Raw genomic sequence first — 19,407 nt, 5'->3', positions numbered from 1 at the left:
TGAATCGAGCCGGACTCCCGCATGTCAGTGTTTGCGGCGGGCGATAATCTTAAATTCATTGTGCGGCCCGCTTTTTGTATAATGCTTGAACCCTCGCTGATCCAGAAGATCCAACAACGTGTCCGTTTGAATCGTGTTTTCGGCGCGGGTGAGAACGGTTAACGTCTCATCCCCCTCGATTTCGGGCAACACGTTTTCCACACGCTGTAAATCGTCCTGGTTGACCGGTCCTCCGACGTGCACATACAAGTCTCCCATTGTACGGCCCCCTTCAGCAAGGATTCCCATGCGGGTCATTCCGATTTTTCCCTGCCGGGCCTGTTTTCATTCTGGAAAAGATTCTAGTCTACGCGTACAACCATTCGTATGATAGAATCAAACTCATAACAGTCAACAAAAGGTGATGGTGAAGTGGAGATTATACAGGTGCACGAATTGCGAAAAGAATTCCGGCGGCTGATTCCCAAAAAGGGACCGTTCGCATCGATCCGCAATTTATGGAATAACGATTACACGGTGCACACCGCCGTTAACAATATCAGTTTCCACATTGACAAAGGTGAATTGGTGGGTTACATCGGTCCAAACGGAGCCGGCAAATCAACTTCTATCAAAATGCTGACCGGCATCCTCGTCCCCACGTCCGGATTGATTGAGGTGGCCGGTCTGGTGCCGCATCAGCAGCGGAAAGAGCATGCGGCCAATATCGGCGTGGTGTTTGGCCAAAAGACTCAACTTTGGTGGGACATCCCGCCGATCGAAAGCTACCGTGTTCTGAAAACGATCTATAAAATTCCGGACGCCGTCTATCGAAAAAATCTGGACCGGTTTCGGGAACTGTTAGACTTGCATGAATTTGAAAATACACCTGTCCGTCAACTGTCGCTCGGCCAGCGGATGCGTGCGGATCTGGCGGCCGCCCTGCTGCACGATCCAGAAATTCTGTTTCTTGATGAGCCGACTATCGGGGTCGATGTGCTGGCGAAAGAAAAGCTGCGCACGTTTATCCGGGAAATCAACCAGGACCGAAAAGTCACAGTGCTGTTGACCACCCACGACATGACCGACATTGAAAAACTGTGCAATCGAATGATGATTATCGATGACGGCGCGATTCTTTATGACGGTACGATCGAATCGCTGAAAAACAACTTTGGAGGCGAACGCGTCCTCGTTATTGAACTTGAGGAAACGCTGAACCCACAGCAGCTTCATCTGCCTTTCGCCCGTCTCATCCGGCAGGAAGGCACCCGAATCTGGCTGTCGTTTGACAAGGAACAGATTAGTGCATCCCGTCTCATTACCGAATTAGCCGACTTGCACCGAATTCGTGATTTGTCGGTCGAAGAACCGGAGATTGAATCGATCGTCCGACAAATCTACCAATCCGGTCTGGAGCGTAAGAAGGAGGGTACGCATGCCGCTGTTTTGGATATTTAGCAGACAAAGCTTTCTCAACCTATCTGTCTACCGATTGAACTTTTGGTCGGAGATGTTCGCCCTGTTCGTCCAAATATTCGTCGCTACCACTCTTTGGAACGTGCTGTACGCACAAGCGCCGCATATTTTCGGTTCGATTACTTTGCGGGACATGGTGACGTATGCGGTAATCGGCATGATTTTGGATAAAATTTTATCCACCGATACGGGTCCGCACCACTATTTGTCGGAGCAGATTAAATCCGGCATGGTAACGAACGATCTGCTGCGCCCGATTGATTTTCCGCATCATATGATACTGCGGTTTTCAGGTGAAACCATGGCCCGCACAGCCTTTTACGTAGTGCCGCCTGCCATCGTGGCCTATCTTCTGTTTGACTTGACCGGACCGAAGAGTGTCGCGCAGTTCGGCTGGTTTTTGCTCAGTCTGGTTTTTTCCTGGCTGATTCTCTTTTTCTGCAATTTCCTGTTCGGTTTTATTTCTTTCAAAACGCTGGATCTGACCGGATTCTTCTTTACCTATTGGGCGATGCTGCGTTTCTTGTCGGGCATGTTGATTCCGATTTGGCTGTATCCGGACTGGATGCAGTCGTTTATCAATTGGCTGCCGTTCCAGTTGATTTTCTACACACCGCTCTCCATTTACATTAACCGGTTTAGCGGCGATGCGATCTGGCATGCGGTTTTGCAGCAAGCCGTATGGGTCGTTGTACTGTATGCAATTGTCAGGCTGCTGTGGCGCCGTATCCACCGCCAGTTGGTCGTACAAGGAGGGTAAGTATGCATTCGCTGCAAGTATATGTCACAATGGTGCGCGCCGCGATCCTGTCCCGGTTGCAGTACAGGGCCGATTTTTTGATGGGAATTCTCGGCGTGTTTGTTCTCAACGCCGCCTCACTCGGAACCACATGGGTGCTGCTGCAACGGTTTAACAACCTGCACGGATGGACGTTTTGGGAAATTGTGTTTCTTTACAACTTGTGGCTGCTCGGTCACTCGTTCCGGGCGATTCTGTTCCGGCAGATCAACATGCTGGATGACTACATCGTGCAGGGGACATTTGATGGATTTCTGACAAGGCCCGCCTCCCCGTTCATTCAGTTTATCGGGCGGGAAGTCCACTATCTTGGCATCGGCGACCTGATTTTGTCTTCCACGATGTTGGGGATTGCCTATCATTACCTTGGGCTTTCCTGGTCTCCGGCCTTGTGGGCCTGGTTTATTTTAATCGTTCCGGCCTCAACGACGGTCGAGGTGTCGATCATCTTGATTATGTCTACCATCTCATTTAAAACAGGCCGCTCGCGGGCAATTGTAAACGCGGCCACACAGTTCAGCTTTGGTTTGGTCCAGCAGTATCCGCTCGACATGTTTAACCGCGGCGTTCGGGCGATTGTTACATTTGTGTTGCCGTTTGCTTTTATGAACTATTATCCGTCCCTTTTGCTTTTGGGAAAATGGGAAAAGCTCGGCGGCTACTCCTGGCTGGCATACGCTTCCCCGGCGGTCGCCTTGATTCTTTGTATAATTGCATTCTTCGCTTGGCGTTGGGGGATTCGCCATTATCAGAGCACAGGGTCGTAAACCACGGAAACCTGCCATCCTCACAAAAGCACCGCGCTTAGAGACAGGGTTGCATCGTGAGGGCGGATGCGTCTGCTTGCCCTGATCTGAAGCGGACGTGCGGGTATCGCTTGCCCGGATTCAGATGCGTTTGCTTCCGGAAGAAGAAACCGACTTCACCTTGAGACAGGAGAGACACGACGTATGTGATACTCCGTCGATAAGTCGGTTGCGACTTCCCGACAGGAAAGCCGCCTTTCGCATCTGTCCGCGAGATGCGGTGTCTGCACGTCCGCTTCTTTCAGGAACACGCTGAAAGAGCCCTTCCAAGGGCTCTTTTCACATTTTAGCCATAAACCGGACACAAATAAGGGGAAAATTTCCCTCAGCATCAGGGAATTCCCTGATATAGCATTTTTAAATTAATTTATAAAATAAATTTTAAAAAGAAATTGTTCAAACGATTGGAGGTCTTGTACATGAATCGTACAAAGAGATCGATTGGATTATCGGCAAAAATTACGCTTCTATCCATTTTTTTGGTATTATTTAGCGTCTTATCCATTTTAGCGGTTGGGTACTACGTAAATTTCGGTCAGATGAAAAAAGCGACCGGCGAGGAACTCTACGGTTGCGCCAGCATCACGAGCGGGTTGTTCAGCCCGGCGGAAGTGGAAAGCTTATTGCAGGGAGGTCCTGTCACCCCTGCCATTCAGTCCAAGATCGATTGGATTATTGACCACAAGCCAATTTTCAAAAACGCTTCGATCATGACACTCGACGGCAAATTGCTGGCCCCCGACAAACATTTGATACAGGAAGGATTTAAAGCAGGGGACCGGTTCCCTGTCGACCCTCAGACAATCGACATGATGAAAACGATGAAACACCCGGGGTATTCGGATATTTATCAGTTTGGGAGCGCTGCGAGGCAAACCGGTTATTCACCGATTTATAAGAATCACGACCCTGGTCAGGAAGTCATTGCCATGATGGCCATCGATTTTGACGCTTCTGTCATCTCCTCCCGTACATGGGAAAATTTACGTTCGACACTGCAGTTCGGCGGCATATTCCCGATTTTGGCTGGTATAATCGGATTTTTTATGTCCCGTCGGATGGTAAAGCCGATCCTTTCTGTGACAGAACGAGCGAAACAGATTGCGTCCGGAAATTTGACAGCCACCGATCTGCCCGTTTCCACTCGGGATGAGATAGGCAGGCTGACGGAAGACATCAATACAATGGCAGGCAATCTGCGTGATCTGATTCGGCAGGTTTCATCCAATGCCGACCGTGTAACCAAGACGGCGCAACAGTTAACCCAGAGCACTGACCAGAGCAGTAAAGCGAACGAACAGATCACCATCTCGATGCAGGAAGTGGCGATAGGTACGGATGAACAATTGTCAGCCGTGCAGCAGGCATCTCGTGCCGTAACGGAAATATCAGGCGGCATTCAACAAATTGCGGCAAGCGTGGAAGCAGTGAGCGCCGCTTCCGTGCAAACTTCCCAGTCGGCTGAGAACGGCAACCAGTCGATCAATAAAATGATCGGCCAGATGAATCAAATTGACGAGAAAGTACTTGCCTCTTCCGAGGTCATCCAGAAATTGCATCAAAAATCGGCTGAAATTGGGCAAATTGTCGGATTGATTACCTCGATTGCCGAACAAACCAATTTGCTGGCGCTTAATGCAGCGATTGAAGCGGCCAGAGCCGGTGAGCAGGGACGCGGATTTGCCGTCGTGGCCGATGAAGTGCGGAAACTGGCAGAAGAATCTGCATCGGCAGCAGGTGAAATCCGGTTGATTATCAGTCAGATTCGAACTGAGATCGAGAACGCGGTGGCCGCCATGCAGGATGGCACGGTTGCCGTAAAAGACGGGATTTTGCTGGCAAACGAAACGTCATCTTCCTTTGCTGAAATATTACAGGCGATTGCAAACGTTTCCGGCCAGATTCACGAAATCTCCAGTACAGTGCAACAGATTAACGCCGGTACCCAAACGATGGTGGACACGATGGAGGGCATCAGCCGAGTCTCCGAACAATCCGCTTCCAATACGCAAAATGTGGCGGCCGCTGCCGAGCAGCAACACGCTTCCATGCAGGAGATTGCTTCCGCCGCAACTGTTCTTGCCAAAATGGCAGGCGAACTGCAGTCCACCGTCCATCGATTTGCTCTATAGGTGGATTTTACCCGTGTGTATTGCCAATTCGCCGATTCGGACTTATAATCCAAACGGACGCCCCCGTTAGGGGGGGCGTCCACTTTTGTTAAACTGATTATTCTACTGAACTTGTTATTCCACCCATTTCAGAGAACCTGTCGGCATCCGTCCCGCGGATTGACACCCAGCATTTTTTCAAACAGGCGGGCTGTGTCGTACGCATAAAAGCAAAAGTTTGTGTACTCAAAACCGGGCATTTTTTCGTAAATCGCAATGATTTCATTCGCATACAATTCCACGTTCCGACTCGCTTCGCTCACCATTTGGATGGCGTCTTCCAGGCGGACCTTGATCCGAATGGTTTTTTCATCAATGACAGCTATCTCTGGCATATCGCCACCCCGTCACACCCGGCCGATTTTGATCTGAAACCGGGTCGGACCCTGTTCCAGATACTCCCAGGTAAACAAGCCCGCCCGGGCGGAGATTGTCAAACGTATCAAAATTCACTTTGTGCTTCAGGTGCGGTGAGTACTCAGGCGCCACCACGGTTGCAGCAAATTGGCTCATGTCAAATCCCTCCAAATGACAGTTAATGGATCCTGTCTTAACTGTACGATGTGGGTAGCGGGACTGCCGTGACGGAAATCATCAAATGAATGTGATTTTGGGCACACGAATAGAGAGCAAAAAACCTGCCGTCTCATGCCGAGACGACAGGTCGGTATTGCACTGCGTATCAGTCTGTTTTCCAAGTCTTCCGCCCCACTGTTCGCAGGCGTGTCTTCTCCCCAGGTAACGTCCCTACTGTTCATATCCAGTTCGAGGTATTTCGTTCACCTCATTGGCCGAATCTTCTATCGTGGCGTCAATCGTACCCTCCCGGTAGGAATCCATCACTTGTACGTGGGTCGTTTGCAAAGCGCCTTCCGGATTTTCGTCGTCTTTCGTAAGACGGTTCACATCTTTTGAAACTTCCTGCCCCACCACTTGGGCGGTGTTCAACAACGCCTGATCGTTTGCGTCACTTGCCTGATTTACTTTGTTGTCAGGGCTCATCTCTACATCCTCCGATCTACTGTTTTCACTTTAAGGTGCCCAGCCTGTCAGCTCCCATTCACTCCTTTGCAAAACAAATATCCACGAAAAGAAAAAACACACTCCAAATGAGCCCTGAATCATGTGAGAAGATTCTATTCGTGTGAATCCACTTGAATACGAAAAACCGCCTGCCGCTAACAGCAGACGGTTCGTACATTTATTCGTTTGATCACTTCGTCAGTGTGTGCACACCCTGTCCCAACGCGTTCTCAGTCGCTTCCATCACCATTTCGCCCAGCGTCGGGTGAGCATGGATGGTCAATGCGATATCTTCCAGTGACGCTCCCATTTCGATTGCCAACCCCATCTCTGCAATCAAATCGGGTGCCCCCGGACCGACAATCTGGCAGCCAAGCACAATGCCGCTTTCTTTGTCGGCAACCACTTTGACAAACCCTTCGTTCGCATTCAAAGAAAGCGCCCGGCCGTTTGCCGCATAGTTGAATTTGCCCGTTGCCACGGTATGGCCCTGTTCTTTCGCTTCCGTTTCACTGAGTCCTACGCTGGCAATTTCCGGATCTGAGAACACGACCGACGGAATGCATTTATAATCGACCGCGCTGTTGTGCCCGGCAATTACTTCTGCCGCCACTTTCCCCTCATAAGAAGCCTTGTGAGCCAATGCAGGTCCGGCTGTTACATCGCCGATTGCATAGACGTTTTCCACATTCGTTTTGCACTGGTGGTCCACTTCGATCAAACCGCGCTCATTTTTCTTAATGCCGACCTGATCCAGTCCCAGTTCATCCGTGTTCGGCACGCGCCCAACCGTCACCAGCAAATAGTCGGCTGTAATCTCTTTCTGTTCGCCGTTGATCTCGTATTTGAGCGTTACGCCCGTGTCGGTTTGCTCGGCAGACACCGCTTTTGCTTTCGTATGTACGGTGACACCGTCTTTTTTCAGCCTGCGCTGCACCCAGCGTACAATCTCGTTTTCAAACAGTGGCAAAATCTGCTCGGTTCCCTCAATCACCGTTACCTGACAGCCGAATTTGGCATACATCTGTCCCAGTTCGATCCCGATATAACCGCCTCCGATGACCACCATACTTTTCGGTATTTCCGGCAGGGACAGCGCCTCCGTCGAGGAAATGATGCGCTTGCCAAACGGAAATGCTCTCAATTCAATCGGACGGGAACCGGTCGCAATAATACAATGGTTGAATTTGTAGCGGTTGAACTCGTTTCCCTGGTATACGCGAACTTCGTTTGGGGTGACAAACAACGCTTCCCCCTGCACGAGTTCAACGCCGTTTCCTTTCAGAAGCGAACCGACGCCGCCTGTCAGCTTCCCAACCACGGTCTGTTTCCAGGCCTGAACTTTTGAAAAATCGACTTTTACGCCATCCGCAGTTAACCCCATGTCATCCGAATGGTTCATTTCTTCATACCGATGCGCGGCGGAAATTAACGCTTTGCTCGGGATGCAGCCGCGATTCAGGCACACGCCGCCCACTTCGGCCTTCTCAACCACCATCACTTTTTTGCCCAGTTGAGCAGCCCGGATCGCCGCCACATAACCTCCCGGCCCCGCTCCCAGAACCAGAACGTCGACCTCGGTGGTAAATTCTCCGACAACCATAGTTACACCTCCATCAGTAACATGTTCGGTTCTTCCAGCAATTGTTTCAGATGGTTCATAAACATTTGCGCGGTTGCTCCGTCAATCAACCGATGGTCAAAGCTCAGCGACAATGCCATAACGGGTGCGATGGCAACAGCGCCATCCATGACGACCGGCTTCTCAGAAATGCGTCCGGTGCCGAGAATCGCAACTTCCGGATAATTAATCACCGGCGTAAAGAACATACCGCCTGCCGAGCCGATGTTGGTAATGGAGAATGTGCTTCCTTTCATCTCGTTTGGCGCCAGCTTGCCTTCTCTGGCACGTCCGGCCAGATCCCGGATTTCGTCCGCAATCGTCCACATGCTTTTACGGTCGGCGTCAAACACGACAGGAACCATCAAACCGTTGTCCGTATCGGTGGCAATACCGATGTTATAGTTATATTTATACACGATTTCGCTTTTTTCGTCATCAAGCGATGCGTTGAGCGTCGGGAACTTTCGCAGCGCGCTGACAACCGCTTTGACGACAAACGGCAGATAGGTAAGTTTGCTGCCTTTCTGTTCTGCCGTCGGCTTCAGTTGACTGCGAATTTGCACCAGCTTGCTGACATTCGCCTCATCCATAATGGTGACATGCGGCGCTGTATAAACCGATTTCGCCATCGCCGATGCGATGACCTTGCGAACACCTTTTAAAGGCACACGTTCTTCTGCCAGCTGTGAGACCGGACGTTTTGCCGCCGCAGGCGCTCCCTGCGCCACCGCTGTGTCGGTCCCTTGAGCCGCCGCTGCAGGCGTCTCCAGATTGCCCGCATTTTGAAGCTCAGCCTGCGCAATATCGGCATGATCAGGAGCCGCTGCTGCACCCGATTTTGCATTCCATACATCTTCCCGGGTAATCCGTCCTTTTGGTCCCGTGCCTCTTACCGTATTGATATCAATTCCCTGTTCACGGGCAAACTTGCGGACACTTGGCATCGCCAACACATTCGGATTGGCTGGGGGCAGCGCGTTGCCTGGGGCGGCTGCCGGTTGAGACGGCGCTGCGGCTGTCGTCTGGGCAGCAGGTGGTTGTTGCGCTGCCGCCGCAGCAGACTCCGGTCCTCTGTTGGCCGGATGTTCGTTGGCAGCGTCCGCCGCGCCTGCTTCCTGTGCAGGTGCATGTTCCGCCTGAGGAGGCGCCTCACCTTCAATTTCAAAAGTGACCAGGGTTGTTCCGACCGTTGCCACCGTTCCTTCCGCCACTTTGACTTCCAGCACTTTTCCTTTTACCGGACTGGGAATTTCAACAACCGCCTTGTCGTTTTGCACTTCCAAAATCGCCTGGTCTTCTTCTACCATGTCACCCGGCTTAATATGCCACTTGACGATTTCTCCCTCGTGAATACCTTCTCCAATATCCGGCAGTTTGAATTCAAATTGTCTCACGCTTGTTCCCTCCTTTTCGTCCGAATCAGAAATCGAGCACTTCGTTAATCGCTTTTAAAACGCGTGCCGGATCCGGCAGCCATTCATCTTCAGCCATTGCGAACGGATAGGGAGTTTCTGGCGATGTGACGCGCAATACCGGTGCTTCCAGGTGCAGCACACCCCGCTCCATGATCTGTGCCATCACTTCCGATGCTACGCCGGAGTTGCGAGGCGCTTCCTGCACGACAACCGCCCGCTTCGTTTTTTGAATCGATTGCAAAATCGTATCAATATCAATCGGCGAAACGGTGCGTAAATCAATCACTTCCACGTTTGCGCCGCGCGCTTTTTTCGCTTCTTCCGCCGCTTTGAGAGATGTCTGAACCATCGCGCCGTACGTAACAATGGTCAGATCCGTTCCGTCCTGCACCACGTTCGCTTTGCCGATCGGAACGGTATATTCCCCTTCCGGCACTTCCCCACGGAATGAACGGTACAGCTTCATATGTTCCAGGAAAATAACCGGATCATTGTCCCGAATCGCTGAGATCAAGAGGCCCTTTGCGTCGTACGGATTGGAAGGTATGACCACCTTCACGCCGGGTGTTTGCGCCATCAGGCCTTCCAGGCTGTCCGCATGCAGTTCCGGCGTTTTCACGCCGCCTCCAAACGGAGAACGGATCACGATCGGACAGTTGTAATGCCCGCCGGAACGGAAACGCATACGAGCTGCCTGAGCCGCAATCTCATCAAACACTTCAAAAACAAATCCGAAAAACTGGATTTCCGCAACCGGCCGGAACCCCTGCAGGCTCAGACCTACCGCCAAACCGCCGATACCCGATTCGGCAAGCGGTGTATCAAACACGCGGTTTTCCCCAAACTCCTTTTGCAAACCGTCGGTGGCGCGGAACACCCCGCCGTTTTTACCGACGTCTTCCCCGAACACCAACACGTTGTCGTCCCGTTTCAATTCTACCCGCATGGCGTCCGTTATGGCTTGTATCATCGTCATTTGTGCCATGGATTATTTCCCCTCCTTGGCCGCAAACCATTGCTTCTGTTCTTCCATGTGCGGCGGTGTCTTTTCAAAAACGGAATCGATCAAATCGCCAACTTCCATTTTGGGCATTTCGTCCGCTTTTTTGATTGCATCGGCAACTGCTTGTTTCGCTTCTTCAATTACAGCCTCTTCATCCTGCTGACTCCAGATTTTCTTCGTTTCCAAATATTTTCGGAAACGAATCAGCGGGTCCTTCTGTTCCCATTCGCTGCCTTCTCCTGCCGTGCGGTAACGGGTTGGATCGTCGCCTGCCATTGTGTGCGGACCATAGCGGTATGTGAGCGCTTCAATCAATGTCGGCCCTTCTCCGTTGCGAGCCCGTTCCGCTGCATCATGCACCGCTTTGTAAACGGCCAACACGTCCATGCCGTCCACCTGCAGGCTGGTGATGCCCGCTGCCACCCCTTTTTGCGCGAGTGTGGCCGCTTTCGTCTGCTTTTCCCGCGGCACGGAAATGGCATACCCGTTATTCTGCACCACAAAAATGGCCGGAACGTTGAACGCACCCGCAAAGTTCAACCCTTCATAAAAATCGCCCTGTGACGTTCCTCCGTCTCCCGTATAGGTGATCGCCACCTGCTTCTTGCCGCGCAGTTTGATACCCAGCGCCACGCCTGCGGTCTGCACGATCTGTGCGCCGATAATGATTTGCGGCATTAAAATCGGCAAATCATCCGCGTACCGATTGCCAAGCTGATGGCCGCGCGAATAAAGAAATGCCTGATAAAGCGGCAATCCGTGCCAAACGATCTGCGGAATGTCACGGTAACCCGGCAGGATAAAGTCGTCTTTTTGCAGCGCAAACTGACTGCCAATCATCGTTCCTTCCTGTCCGGCAACCGGCGCGTAAAAACCCAACCGTCCCTGGCGGTTCAGACTGATTGCCCGCTGGTCCCAGATACGTGTAAACACCATACGGCGCATCAATTCACGCAGTTGATCATCGCTTAAGTCCGGCATAAGCTGTTTGCTATTGACTTTTCCATCCGGTGAGATAATCTGTAGCGGGGTGAATTTTTCCGATGTGGATACCTCAACGATCCCGGTATTCATAAACCATCACCTCTTGATTTTCTATAGTGGATTATTGAAAATCGGATATATGCGGATTGATCGTTCAAAATTGCTACAAATAGCTTGCCGTACATATATCCAATTATTCGACATAAGGTAATTTTCTTGCATACGGTCATTTTCTTGCGAAAGGGGCGCCGCCAAATGAGCGACGAAGCAATCTACAAACGAAAAGTCATCAGCGATTCGATTGAAAGCCAGGAACTGAACCGGACAATCGATCTGCGCATCTATCTGCCGCCAGGGTTTAATGAGCTGGCCAGCTACCCGATTCTTTACACACAGGATGGACAAGACTTCTTCATGTACGGCCGGATTGCCACTTTGGCGCAGCAGTTGATTTTGGAAGAAGGAGTCAGTCCCTTCCTGATCGTCGGTGTGTATGTGGACCGTTCCCAGCGTACGGAAGAATACCGTACCAACGGTTCCAGAAACGCCGCTTACCGTCGGTTCTTTCTCGACGAACTGATCCCTGCCATAGAATCCCGTTATCCAGTGCCCGCTTTTGGCTTACAGCGTATTTTGGCCGGCGATTCCCTAGGCGGTACAGTTTCACTCGACATCGCGCTCGATCAACCGGATTGGTTCCAAGGTGTGATCAGTTTGTCAGGCGCCTTTTTCCCGGAAACACAAACCCGCATCCGAGAGACCAGCCCGTTCCCTCCCATTCGCCTTTACATGCTGGTGGGAGAACAGGAAACGGCTGTTGAAACAGCGACCGGTTATTACAACTTCCTGCAGCTGAATCGTCAAACTCGCGATTTACTGACTGAGCAGCAGGTTCCTGTCGTTTATTTGGAAAAACCGGGTGACCATAACTGGGGGTTTTGGCAAAAAGAGCTGCCTGATGCTCTCCGTTACTTTTTCCGGCCTTCCAACTTCATCCTGTAGTACAGCATACCACAAACATTGATACATTTCTACAAAAACATTGAATTTACTAGCAAACAGAACATTTCTGATATATAATACAGATTGATTTCAGGGCCGACACTAATACAGAACCTCGCCTCCATTTCCGGACTGGCAATCAGGCCAAACCTGTCAGGCTGCGAGGTTATTTTTATCAAACTGTTACATCATTTTGAACAAATCAGATTGAGGCGAATCCAATGAATCTACAAAACAATCGATTTTTGCAAGGAACTGCCGCTTCCGTTCCAATTGCGATAGGCTATTTGCCAATTGCGGTTACATTTGGCGTCCTGTCCACACAATCTGGCATATCCGTTTTTCAGGCCGTCTTGATGTCGTTATTGGTTTATGCGGGTGCCAGCCAATTCATGGCGGTCAGTATGTGGCTGACAGGCGCCGGTCTGTTTGAAATTGTAGCGGCCACATTCGTTTTAAATTTCCGTCAACTGATTATGAGCATGACCTTGATGAATTTCTTGCGCCACCTTCCCGTCCGCCAAAAATCACCTTTGTCGCTTTTTATTACGGATGAAACATTCGCTGTCACATCTATGAATCTGTCGCACAACCAGTCACTTTCCGAATCGCCGCAGGCATCCTATCCGTACCTGGCCGGACTGTTCGGAACCACCTACGCTTCATGGGTCATCGGTACACTGATTGGAGCTGGACTGGCCAACGTGATTCCTCCTTCCGTCAGCGCCGGTATGTCGATCGCCTTATACGCCATGTTTATCGGCCTGCTGCTGCCTGCTGTTCGAGAGTCACACAAGGTTCTCTTACTCGCTGTCGTCAGCATGCTGATCAGTTGGCTGTTCAGCTTTTTTATGGACACCGGTTGGCGGATCGTATTCGCCACGCTGATCGCCAGTTTTATCGGCGTTTTTCTGCCCACAAAACGCTGATCGACGTTTCTTCGATTCTCTAAGGAATGGGAGTGTGTGATATGGAATTCGTATGGATCGTGGTGGGGATGTCTGTCGTAACCATGCTGCCTCGCCTTTTGCCCGCTTTGTTGATGGATCGCCTCCACTTTCCCGCGTGGGTGAACCGTTGGTTACAGGGCACTCCTTATGCGGCGCTCGGCGCATTGATTTTTCCGGGTGTTTTATCGGTAGATCCGAAGCATCCCTTACTGGGCTTGGCTGGCGGAGGGATCGCCGCCGTACTCGCTTATTTTCGGCTGCCGGTCCTGCTTGTCATTTGCGCCGCTATATTGACTGTCATGGTCGGCAAATCGTTCAATTGATAAAAAAACCAAACCAGACACTGCTGACAATCATGTCAAACAGCATAAAGAAAACCGCATAACGGACAATAGAGGAAAAATCAGCCCCGGTGCCGCCCGCTTTATACGCTGCCCAACTGCCGGCCAATGCCGTGCCAAATGCGGACAGATATTTTCCCCACAGCGTGGCGGCCCATTCGGGCATTAACAAAACCGACTGCGGACCGTAAAATTGGCCGATAAAGAGCAGTTTATTCGCCATGTACAACGCGATGCAAACGGACAGCAGAAAGCCCCATCTCGCGTTTTTCAAGCGGCGGCGAAAAACGGACAAACAGCCCAGATAGAGAAGAGGCGCTGCCGCCCATTTGATCACAGCCGCCAAGGCAAATACCACGCCTCCCAGCCGTTTCCCCGCTGCGCTTACAGCAGCCGGCCAATTTTTTGACGTCAATTGATCGATCCTCTGTTTTTCGACCGGATTGTCGGTACAGAAGAGCAATTCCGCTTTTTTCGCCGTTGACCGTCTCAACCAGACAAGCGTTTTATGATTCGAATCCGGTTCTGTCAACAAAAGCGGATGTCCGACGGACAGTTGATGGCCCACCGCAATTTCCGATCGAACGGGCTCGCCTTGTTTGAAATCAACCCGCCATATGTTTCCGTTTAACGCTACCCATTCGCTAAAATCGGCCGACGGTTGGCTCCTATGATCTCCTCCCGACACAGTGCCCGATTCGGTCAGCACTTTGATTTCTTTCCAATGAACCGCCTGTAGTTGTTTAAAAGAAAACGTCAGTAAAAACAGTCGATCTCCCGTTTGCGTTGCCGTTTCGTCTCTATAAACAGGACCGGCTGTATGACCAGAACCGGCTGTATGAACAGGACCAGCCGTATAAAACAGGTACGCATCCGTATCCGTCAAACGAAAATCAATCGATCGAAAATCGGTCCCGTGAGGCAGTTGGAACGACCCGATCTTGGTCTGCCCCTCCAACTTAACGGCGACCGCATTGAACGTTGTCCACCACAATGCACGATCGACAGAACCGGATTCCGCAATCGATGCGATTGACAATCGTCCGTTTTCTTCCAGCCTGGTGTGAAGCCAGACTACATCCTGCAGAGCAATTTGACGCAAGCGATAGATTTGATTGTTTTGCCAAACCGCAATCCCGATCTGCCGATCATCACTCACCGTAATATACTGAGCTCCGTCCGCCCCAACGATCACGTCAAATGCAAATGCTTTCCCTAAATCGTGGACGGGACCCCACTCCTCATGCTCCCGCTGACTGCGAAACAACGAATCCTCTGCGATCCAGTAAACGGCATCGCCTACGACCTTCAGTTGCTTGGCGGCGGCAAGCGACGGACTGGGCAGCGACCATTTTTGGACCGGCTGCAGCCTGCCCTCTATCAGTTTCATCCGCACCATGGCATGGTCTGTCAAATAGACGAATTCATCGTCCGAAAGTTGTTGCGGCACAACCGAAAGGGCGCTGTCAAGCGATGCCGCCCGACTGAACGGGCCAGCCGCAAGCTTTTCATGCTGCATATTGGACCAAACCAATCCCGTTTGGAATAAGACGATCAGACAAATTGAGGCAACCATCATCAGGATCCATTTTCTTTTCTGCACAGCCGCATCCTCCCTCGACACATTGTATGTCCGTGCGAGAAGGGACATGCTGCAAAGGCGCTGAATCAGCCTCATTAACTGCGCAAAAATTCGTTTGGCTCCATCCCGTCAAACAGATCCACCCACCGGGAAGGCTGTTCAAGTACGACCGGGGCAACCTCCTTGGGTCCTTCCGGATACTGTTTCGCGTACAGGTAATACCCTTTCCACAGCAGAAACACTTCCTGCAAATAACGCTGCGGTTCCTGAAAGTCATAGAGCTTCCGGATTTGCAACCGGTTGTCCAGTATTTGCGCAAGCAGGTCCGGATCCGGTTCGAAATATTTGCCAACCGCCCGCACCAGTACCGTCACGATCGATTGCTGCCGCAGATATAAGGCAATCGAGGCCAACAGCAAGAAAAGATACAAGTACGGACGCACCGTTTGCAGATCTGAGCGATGCGTCTCGATCTCCTCCCGCATCCAGGTGGTGACGGTCACCGTATCCTTCAGATCCCCATGCGTAAACAACAGTTTAATGAGACCGACATATTCATTAAACAACTCATAGATCAACGGGTGCGGAAAAACGGGGCCGTCTTTCTCGATAATCGTCGCCAACAATCGTCCAAATGCGTTCGACACGATATGCTGGGCTACAAAAGAATGGCCGTGCAGTTCACTGGCTGTCACCTGCCTGCCGATTTGCCGCAGTCGGCGAAACGCAGTGATGACGAACGTATGCACCGATTCTTTGTCAGACCCCTGTCGGACAACCGCGCAGCTGATTTCATAAATGTGTTGGATCACGATTCCAACCAGGTGAAGCTGCTGCTGTCCAGCCAGGCTGTTTAACACAATCTGGCGATATCCTTCGACAATCACGGCGGCCGCTTTTAAGGAGCCGCTTTCCACGTACTTCATCCCCATTTCCAGCATTTCATGCAAAATGGCTCCCGAAACGGCTGTTTCCCGCTGATTTACAGAAATGCTGGCAAGCCCCTGCAACTGCTCAACGATCCGTTGATGGTACCACAATACTTTGTCCTGCTCGGCTGTAGGCAAACGGGTATTATGCAGCATGTCGGCAATATTTTTGACACAGCGAATGGCGGTCATGGTGTCCATATCATTCACGGACCGTTTCCCAATATCGGCAATCTGCTCGATTTTGACCAATGCCTCCCGGTAGTCGCCACGGTTATACGCCTGCAGATACTCCTTTTCGATGGTGCTGATAATCGTTTCCGGTTTCATCAGTTTCATCACCGCATACAGGTATACCAACAGCCAAATAAACCCGATAATCAACAAAATCAAATCAGAACTGATTCGCCGGTCCAATTCGACACTGACCAGCCCCGTTCCCAATTCTTCAATCTGGGAGAGCATATAGATCGAATGGAAAATCGTTAACAAATAAAGTGAAAACAGAGAAACATTATAGGGAAACCGCACATAAAAATCGAGAATCCGATGACTGTATTTACTCGCCGTCATTTGAACAGCGACCATTACAATCGATATGGAAAGCGTAAAAATCGTAGCCAGTATTTGCGCAATCGTATTTAGGTAGTTACGCGCTGTATCTGCATCCCCGCTGAACAAAGCAGGCGTATAAAGCAAAATCAGCATGATCAGCAGCCAGGACCCAAAAAGATGCAGTAACATGTAATCTTCCTTTCCTGCCTACCAGATTACAGGTAGTATGCCCGGTCACAGATGAAAAATTTTGCAGTGTTTCTTTTGACCAGGCGTGGCAAACTATTCGCAAAACAGGCGGAACGTGCATCACCCGCTCAGCACCTAAGACGAGGAGGATTCGCATGAAACGATATGTTTGGGGAAGTCTGACCGCCGCCCTGCTGGTCGCCATGACAGCCATTTTGGGGCCGCGTCCCTTTCATTTGTCTTTGCAAAACCCGCCGCGAATTGCCGAACTCCACAGGGGAAATGGTCCCCATTTGCTAAACTCCGCGAATCGAACCGATATGCGGGCACATGTTACAGGCACGCAAACCAGGGCGGATATCGCCGCGCAAGACATGGCGGTAACCACCGCTTTATGCATACGGGACTGCCGTACGGTGCTACAGCATCTCGCCAATCTTTTAGATCACACAACTGACGCCGCTCTGCGGCAAAAACTGATAACAGACGCGCTGCAGGAGCATCGCCAATTCCGGTCAATCGTCCTGCGCCTGCCTGACGGAAAAAACGTTTCCACAGGCGTTTCCGGCCAGTCGCAACGGCTGCAGGAAAGCGTACAGGGCGTGCAGAAGACCGGCCAATTTTACGCAACCGATTTATATGAAGATAAGACAAAACAAAACAAGCTGTTTGTTTCCATGGCAGTTCCGATGATGCATCAATACCGGTCGACCGGTATTCTGGCTGCCGAAGTGGAAATGGGATTCTTGCGGGATGTAGCAGACCATGTGGATGGACGGATGGGGACGCAGACTCACCTGAATACAAAGGACGGAGAACAAGTTCTGTTCCACCCGGAGCAGCCGCCCGCCATAGGCGGCGCAAAGGTAGCCTCGAAAGATGTTGACGGCACACGTTGGAATACCGCGTCCCACATGATACAATCCGCTTCACAGGATGGGCAGCCGAAGCGGATCCATAATGAGGTGGTTGTTCAGTTTCATCAGGAACCGGATGCGGCAGCCCTGCAAAAAATTCTGTCGGACATCGACGGAAAACTGGTCAAGCGAAACCATATTCCATCTTTTGTGTTTCGCTCCCACTCGCAGTCAGCCGATCAGATGATCGCTTATTTCAAGAAAATGAACGTAAAAATGGTGGAACCGAACAAAAAAATGCGGAACAACGAAGTGCCAAACGATCCCCTTTATCCAAGGTACCAATGGAATTTCCCGAAAATCCAGATTGAACATGCCTGGAAATACACAACCGGCAATTCGCATACGATTATTGCTGTGGTGGACACCGGGGTGGATGCAGATCATCCGGAGTTTGAGGGGCAATTGGTAGCGGGTCACAACATGATTGATGACAGCGACAACACTGCAGACGACAACGGGCATGGCACGCATGTCGCCGGTGTGATCGTGGCGCGAACCAACAATGTGGAAGGTGTTGCCGGCATGAACTGGAATTCCAAAGTGATGCCTGTTAAAGCGTTGGATACAGACGGTTCCGGAACTGTCTATGACATTGCGGATGGAATTCGATGGGCGGCAGACCACGGGGCGGAAGTGATCAATCTGTCGCTCGGGGAATATGAAAATTCCAGCTATTTGGAGCAGGCGATTCAATATGCAACAAGCAAGGATGTATTGGTCGTAGCCGCGATGGGAAACGATGACACAGACAAACCCAGCTATCCGGCCGCTTATCCTAACGTACTGGCCGTGACGGCAGTAGATCAGGATGGCAAACGAGCCACTTTTTCAAACTATGGGGGGCACGCGGGTGTGTCCGCGCCAGGCGTTTCGATTGCAAGCACATTCCCCGATTCCCGTTACGCCGCCATGTCCGGCACATCGATGGCGTCTCCGCATGTGGCCGGTTTAGCCGGGTTAATCCGTTCCATCAACCCGAATCTGCATGCCAATGAAGTGCGAGATATCATTCAGCACACTGCCAGCGATCTGGGGGCGCCGGGACAAGATCCTTACTTCGGGAGCGGATTGATTAACGTATCAAAAGCGATTGAAGAATCACAAAGAAGAGCACAACGGCAAAATACAACCCCTGATCAGAACCCGCAACCGGATCGTCATCCCTGGTGGTGGCCGTTCCGCTCGTTATTCGGGCTTTCTTAAAAAAGGCTTCTACCGAAGCATATTCAAGAAGAAACAGCGTCTAATAGAGGAAGCCTTTTTCGACAGCCGAAAGTATAAAAATGGTGATGGAATATCACATTTTTATACTTTCTAAGCTGTTAAAAAAACTTGGCTCCGCCAAGCCTAAAAAAACAACTTGCCAATCTGGGCCTGTAACCAATACAGGCCTTTTAACAAATCATAAGGAAACAAAATAAAGGTGCAAAGAAAAGCCACCGGCAGCACCATTGTCAGCCGCCAGAATCGGTTTGTCAGCAGTATTTGAATCAGATCCGCTTGCACGGGTTGTTCACTTTGGCTGGCAAGCTCAGGCAAAAAATCGTTTATAATATCTCGATAAATGCGAAAGGTGGACAGCGCAAAATACTCAATTAAACCGCTTGCCACCGCAATCATCAGATAGGTCCACATAATGGCAGTCTCCTCTGGCTG

The 19,407-nt window shown here is 50.9% G+C and carries 19 protein-coding genes; 8 read left to right on the top strand and 11 right to left on the bottom strand.

The window, feature by feature from the left end; genetic code table 11:
- Nucleotides 1-24 precede the first annotated feature (24 nt).
- Nucleotides 25-258 carry a hypothetical protein gene (locus skT53_RS00440; RefSeq protein ID WP_200759268.1) on the bottom strand — a complete coding sequence of 78 codons (234 nt, stop codon included), beginning with the start codon at nt 256-258 and terminating at the stop codon, nt 25-27.
- Nucleotides 259-411: 153 nt separating this feature from the next.
- Here skT53_RS00440 and skT53_RS00435 point away from each other — a divergent pair, with 153 nt between their 5' ends.
- From skT53_RS00435 to skT53_RS00420, 4 genes are all read left to right on the top strand, one after another.
- A complete protein-coding gene (locus tag skT53_RS00435; RefSeq protein WP_200759267.1) occupies nt 412-1,440 on the top strand; it encodes an ABC transporter ATP-binding protein in 1,029 nt (342 codons plus the stop codon).
- Complete coding sequence (locus skT53_RS00430) at nt 1,418-2,218, top strand: ABC transporter permease (protein ID WP_200759266.1); 801 nt, start codon at nt 1,418-1,420, stop codon at nt 2,216-2,218. Before skT53_RS00435 ends, skT53_RS00430 begins: the two co-directional genes overlap by 23 nt.
- 2 nt (nt 2,219-2,220) lie before the next feature.
- Nucleotides 2,221-3,024 carry an ABC transporter permease gene (locus skT53_RS00425; protein ID WP_200759265.1) on the top strand — a complete coding sequence of 268 codons (804 nt, stop codon included), beginning with the start codon at nt 2,221-2,223 and terminating at the stop codon, nt 3,022-3,024.
- A gap of 458 nt (nt 3,025-3,482) precedes the next feature.
- The gene (locus skT53_RS00420; RefSeq protein ID WP_200759264.1) at nt 3,483-5,195 is read left to right on the top strand and encodes a methyl-accepting chemotaxis protein; all 1,713 of its coding nucleotides are present in this window, start codon (nt 3,483-3,485) and stop codon (nt 5,193-5,195) included.
- A gap of 128 nt (nt 5,196-5,323) precedes the next feature.
- Here skT53_RS00420 and skT53_RS00415 read toward each other — a convergent pair whose 3' ends face one another.
- The 7 genes from skT53_RS00415 to pdhA form a co-directional block, all read right to left on the bottom strand.
- Nucleotides 5,324-5,569, bottom strand: coding sequence for a hypothetical protein (locus skT53_RS00415; protein ID WP_200759263.1), 246 nt, complete (start codon nt 5,567-5,569; stop codon nt 5,324-5,326).
- Complete coding sequence (locus skT53_RS00410; RefSeq protein ID WP_200761061.1) at nt 5,547-5,747, bottom strand: hypothetical protein; 201 nt, start codon at nt 5,745-5,747, stop codon at nt 5,547-5,549. The genes skT53_RS00415 and skT53_RS00410 overlap by 23 nt, the downstream gene beginning before the upstream one ends.
- 234 nt (nt 5,748-5,981) lie before the next feature.
- A complete protein-coding gene (locus skT53_RS00405; protein ID WP_226375294.1) occupies nt 5,982-6,236 on the bottom strand; it encodes a hypothetical protein in 255 nt (84 codons plus the stop codon).
- A gap of 211 nt (nt 6,237-6,447) precedes the next feature.
- Nucleotides 6,448-7,860: a dihydrolipoyl dehydrogenase gene (lpdA, locus tag skT53_RS00400; protein WP_200759262.1), complete on the bottom strand. Its 1,413-nt coding sequence runs from the start codon at nt 7,858-7,860 to the stop codon at nt 6,448-6,450.
- Nucleotides 7,861-7,862: 2 nt separating this feature from the next.
- Complete coding sequence (locus skT53_RS00395; protein WP_200759261.1) at nt 7,863-9,275, bottom strand: dihydrolipoamide acetyltransferase family protein; 1,413 nt, start codon at nt 9,273-9,275, stop codon at nt 7,863-7,865.
- A gap of 25 nt (nt 9,276-9,300) precedes the next feature.
- Entirely contained in the window at nt 9,301-10,281 is a 981-nt protein-coding gene (locus skT53_RS00390) for an alpha-ketoacid dehydrogenase subunit beta (RefSeq protein WP_200759260.1), read from the bottom strand.
- Nucleotides 10,282-10,284: 3 nt separating this feature from the next.
- Complete coding sequence (pdhA, locus tag skT53_RS00385) at nt 10,285-11,373, bottom strand: pyruvate dehydrogenase (acetyl-transferring) E1 component subunit alpha (RefSeq protein ID WP_200759259.1); 1,089 nt, start codon at nt 11,371-11,373, stop codon at nt 10,285-10,287.
- 165 nt (nt 11,374-11,538) lie between these two features.
- On the opposite strand from pdhA, the gene skT53_RS00380 reads away from it, so the two are divergent.
- From skT53_RS00380 to skT53_RS00370, 3 genes are all read left to right on the top strand, one after another.
- Nucleotides 11,539-12,285: an alpha/beta hydrolase gene (locus skT53_RS00380; protein ID WP_200759258.1), complete on the top strand. Its 747-nt coding sequence runs from the start codon at nt 11,539-11,541 to the stop codon at nt 12,283-12,285.
- 221 nt (nt 12,286-12,506) lie between these two features.
- The gene (locus skT53_RS00375; RefSeq protein ID WP_200759257.1) at nt 12,507-13,214 is read left to right on the top strand and encodes an AzlC family ABC transporter permease; all 708 of its coding nucleotides are present in this window, start codon (nt 12,507-12,509) and stop codon (nt 13,212-13,214) included.
- Between the two features lie 41 nt (nt 13,215-13,255).
- Nucleotides 13,256-13,558 (top strand): AzlD domain-containing protein, encoded by a 303-nt coding sequence (locus skT53_RS00370; protein WP_200759256.1) that lies wholly within the window; start codon nt 13,256-13,258, stop codon nt 13,556-13,558.
- On the opposite strand, the gene skT53_RS00365 is transcribed toward skT53_RS00370, so the two are convergent.
- Together skT53_RS00365 and skT53_RS00360 are read right to left on the bottom strand one after the other, a co-directional pair.
- Nucleotides 13,551-15,179 (bottom strand): hypothetical protein, encoded by a 1,629-nt coding sequence (locus tag skT53_RS00365; RefSeq protein WP_200759255.1) that lies wholly within the window; start codon nt 15,177-15,179, stop codon nt 13,551-13,553. The two genes, skT53_RS00370 and skT53_RS00365, sit on opposite strands and share 8 nt — an antisense overlap.
- A gap of 74 nt (nt 15,180-15,253) precedes the next feature.
- Nucleotides 15,254-16,831: a DUF2254 family protein gene (locus skT53_RS00360; RefSeq protein ID WP_200759254.1), complete on the bottom strand. Its 1,578-nt coding sequence runs from the start codon at nt 16,829-16,831 to the stop codon at nt 15,254-15,256.
- A 155-nt stretch (nt 16,832-16,986) separates the two neighbouring features.
- Between skT53_RS00360 and skT53_RS00355 the strand changes: the two genes are divergently transcribed.
- The gene (locus skT53_RS00355) at nt 16,987-18,954 is read left to right on the top strand and encodes a S8 family peptidase (protein ID WP_200759253.1); all 1,968 of its coding nucleotides are present in this window, start codon (nt 16,987-16,989) and stop codon (nt 18,952-18,954) included.
- A gap of 144 nt (nt 18,955-19,098) precedes the next feature.
- Here skT53_RS00355 and skT53_RS00350 read toward each other — a convergent pair whose 3' ends face one another.
- Nucleotides 19,099-19,386: a hypothetical protein gene (locus tag skT53_RS00350; RefSeq protein ID WP_200759252.1), complete on the bottom strand. Its 288-nt coding sequence runs from the start codon at nt 19,384-19,386 to the stop codon at nt 19,099-19,101.
- Between the last annotated feature and the right edge of the window lie 21 nt (nt 19,387-19,407).

It is taken from the genome of Effusibacillus dendaii (assembly GCF_015097055.1).
Taxonomy (GTDB): domain Bacteria; phylum Bacillota; class Bacilli; order Tumebacillales; family Effusibacillaceae; genus Effusibacillus; species Effusibacillus dendaii.
Note: the sequence above shows the minus strand (reverse complement) of the source record. Positions and strands in the feature narration are given on the sequence as shown.

Coding starts and splice junctions, on each gene's coding strand:
- skT53_RS00440 (WP_200759268.1), bottom strand. CDS start 258: ATGGGAGACTTGTATGTGCACGTCGGAGGACCGGTCAACCAGGACGAT.
- skT53_RS00375 (WP_200759257.1), top strand. CDS start 12,507: ATGAATCTACAAAACAATCGATTTTTGCAAGGAACTGCCGCTTCCGTT.
- lpdA (WP_200759262.1), bottom strand. CDS start 7,860: ATGGTTGTCGGAGAATTTACCACCGAGGTCGACGTTCTGGTTCTGGGA.
- skT53_RS00360 (WP_200759254.1), bottom strand. CDS start 16,831: ATGTTACTGCATCTTTTTGGGTCCTGGCTGCTGATCATGCTGATTTTG.
- skT53_RS00350 (WP_200759252.1), bottom strand. CDS start 19,386: ATGTGGACCTATCTGATGATTGCGGTGGCAAGCGGTTTAATTGAGTAT.
- skT53_RS00370 (WP_200759256.1), top strand. CDS start 13,256: ATGGAATTCGTATGGATCGTGGTGGGGATGTCTGTCGTAACCATGCTG.
- skT53_RS00410 (WP_200761061.1), bottom strand. CDS start 5,747: ATGAGCCAATTTGCTGCAACCGTGGTGGCGCCTGAGTACTCACCGCAC.
- skT53_RS00380 (WP_200759258.1), top strand. CDS start 11,539: ATGAGCGACGAAGCAATCTACAAACGAAAAGTCATCAGCGATTCGATT.
- skT53_RS00355 (WP_200759253.1), top strand. CDS start 16,987: ATGAAACGATATGTTTGGGGAAGTCTGACCGCCGCCCTGCTGGTCGCC.
- skT53_RS00420 (WP_200759264.1), top strand. CDS start 3,483: ATGAATCGTACAAAGAGATCGATTGGATTATCGGCAAAAATTACGCTT.
- pdhA (WP_200759259.1), bottom strand. CDS start 11,373: ATGAATACCGGGATCGTTGAGGTATCCACATCGGAAAAATTCACCCCG.
- skT53_RS00390 (WP_200759260.1), bottom strand. CDS start 10,281: ATGGCACAAATGACGATGATACAAGCCATAACGGACGCCATGCGGGTA.
- skT53_RS00430 (WP_200759266.1), top strand. CDS start 1,418: ATGCCGCTGTTTTGGATATTTAGCAGACAAAGCTTTCTCAACCTATCT.
- skT53_RS00415 (WP_200759263.1), bottom strand. CDS start 5,569: ATGCCAGAGATAGCTGTCATTGATGAAAAAACCATTCGGATCAAGGTC.
- skT53_RS00425 (WP_200759265.1), top strand. CDS start 2,221: ATGCATTCGCTGCAAGTATATGTCACAATGGTGCGCGCCGCGATCCTG.
- skT53_RS00405 (WP_226375294.1), bottom strand. CDS start 6,236: ATGAGCCCTGACAACAAAGTAAATCAGGCAAGTGACGCAAACGATCAG.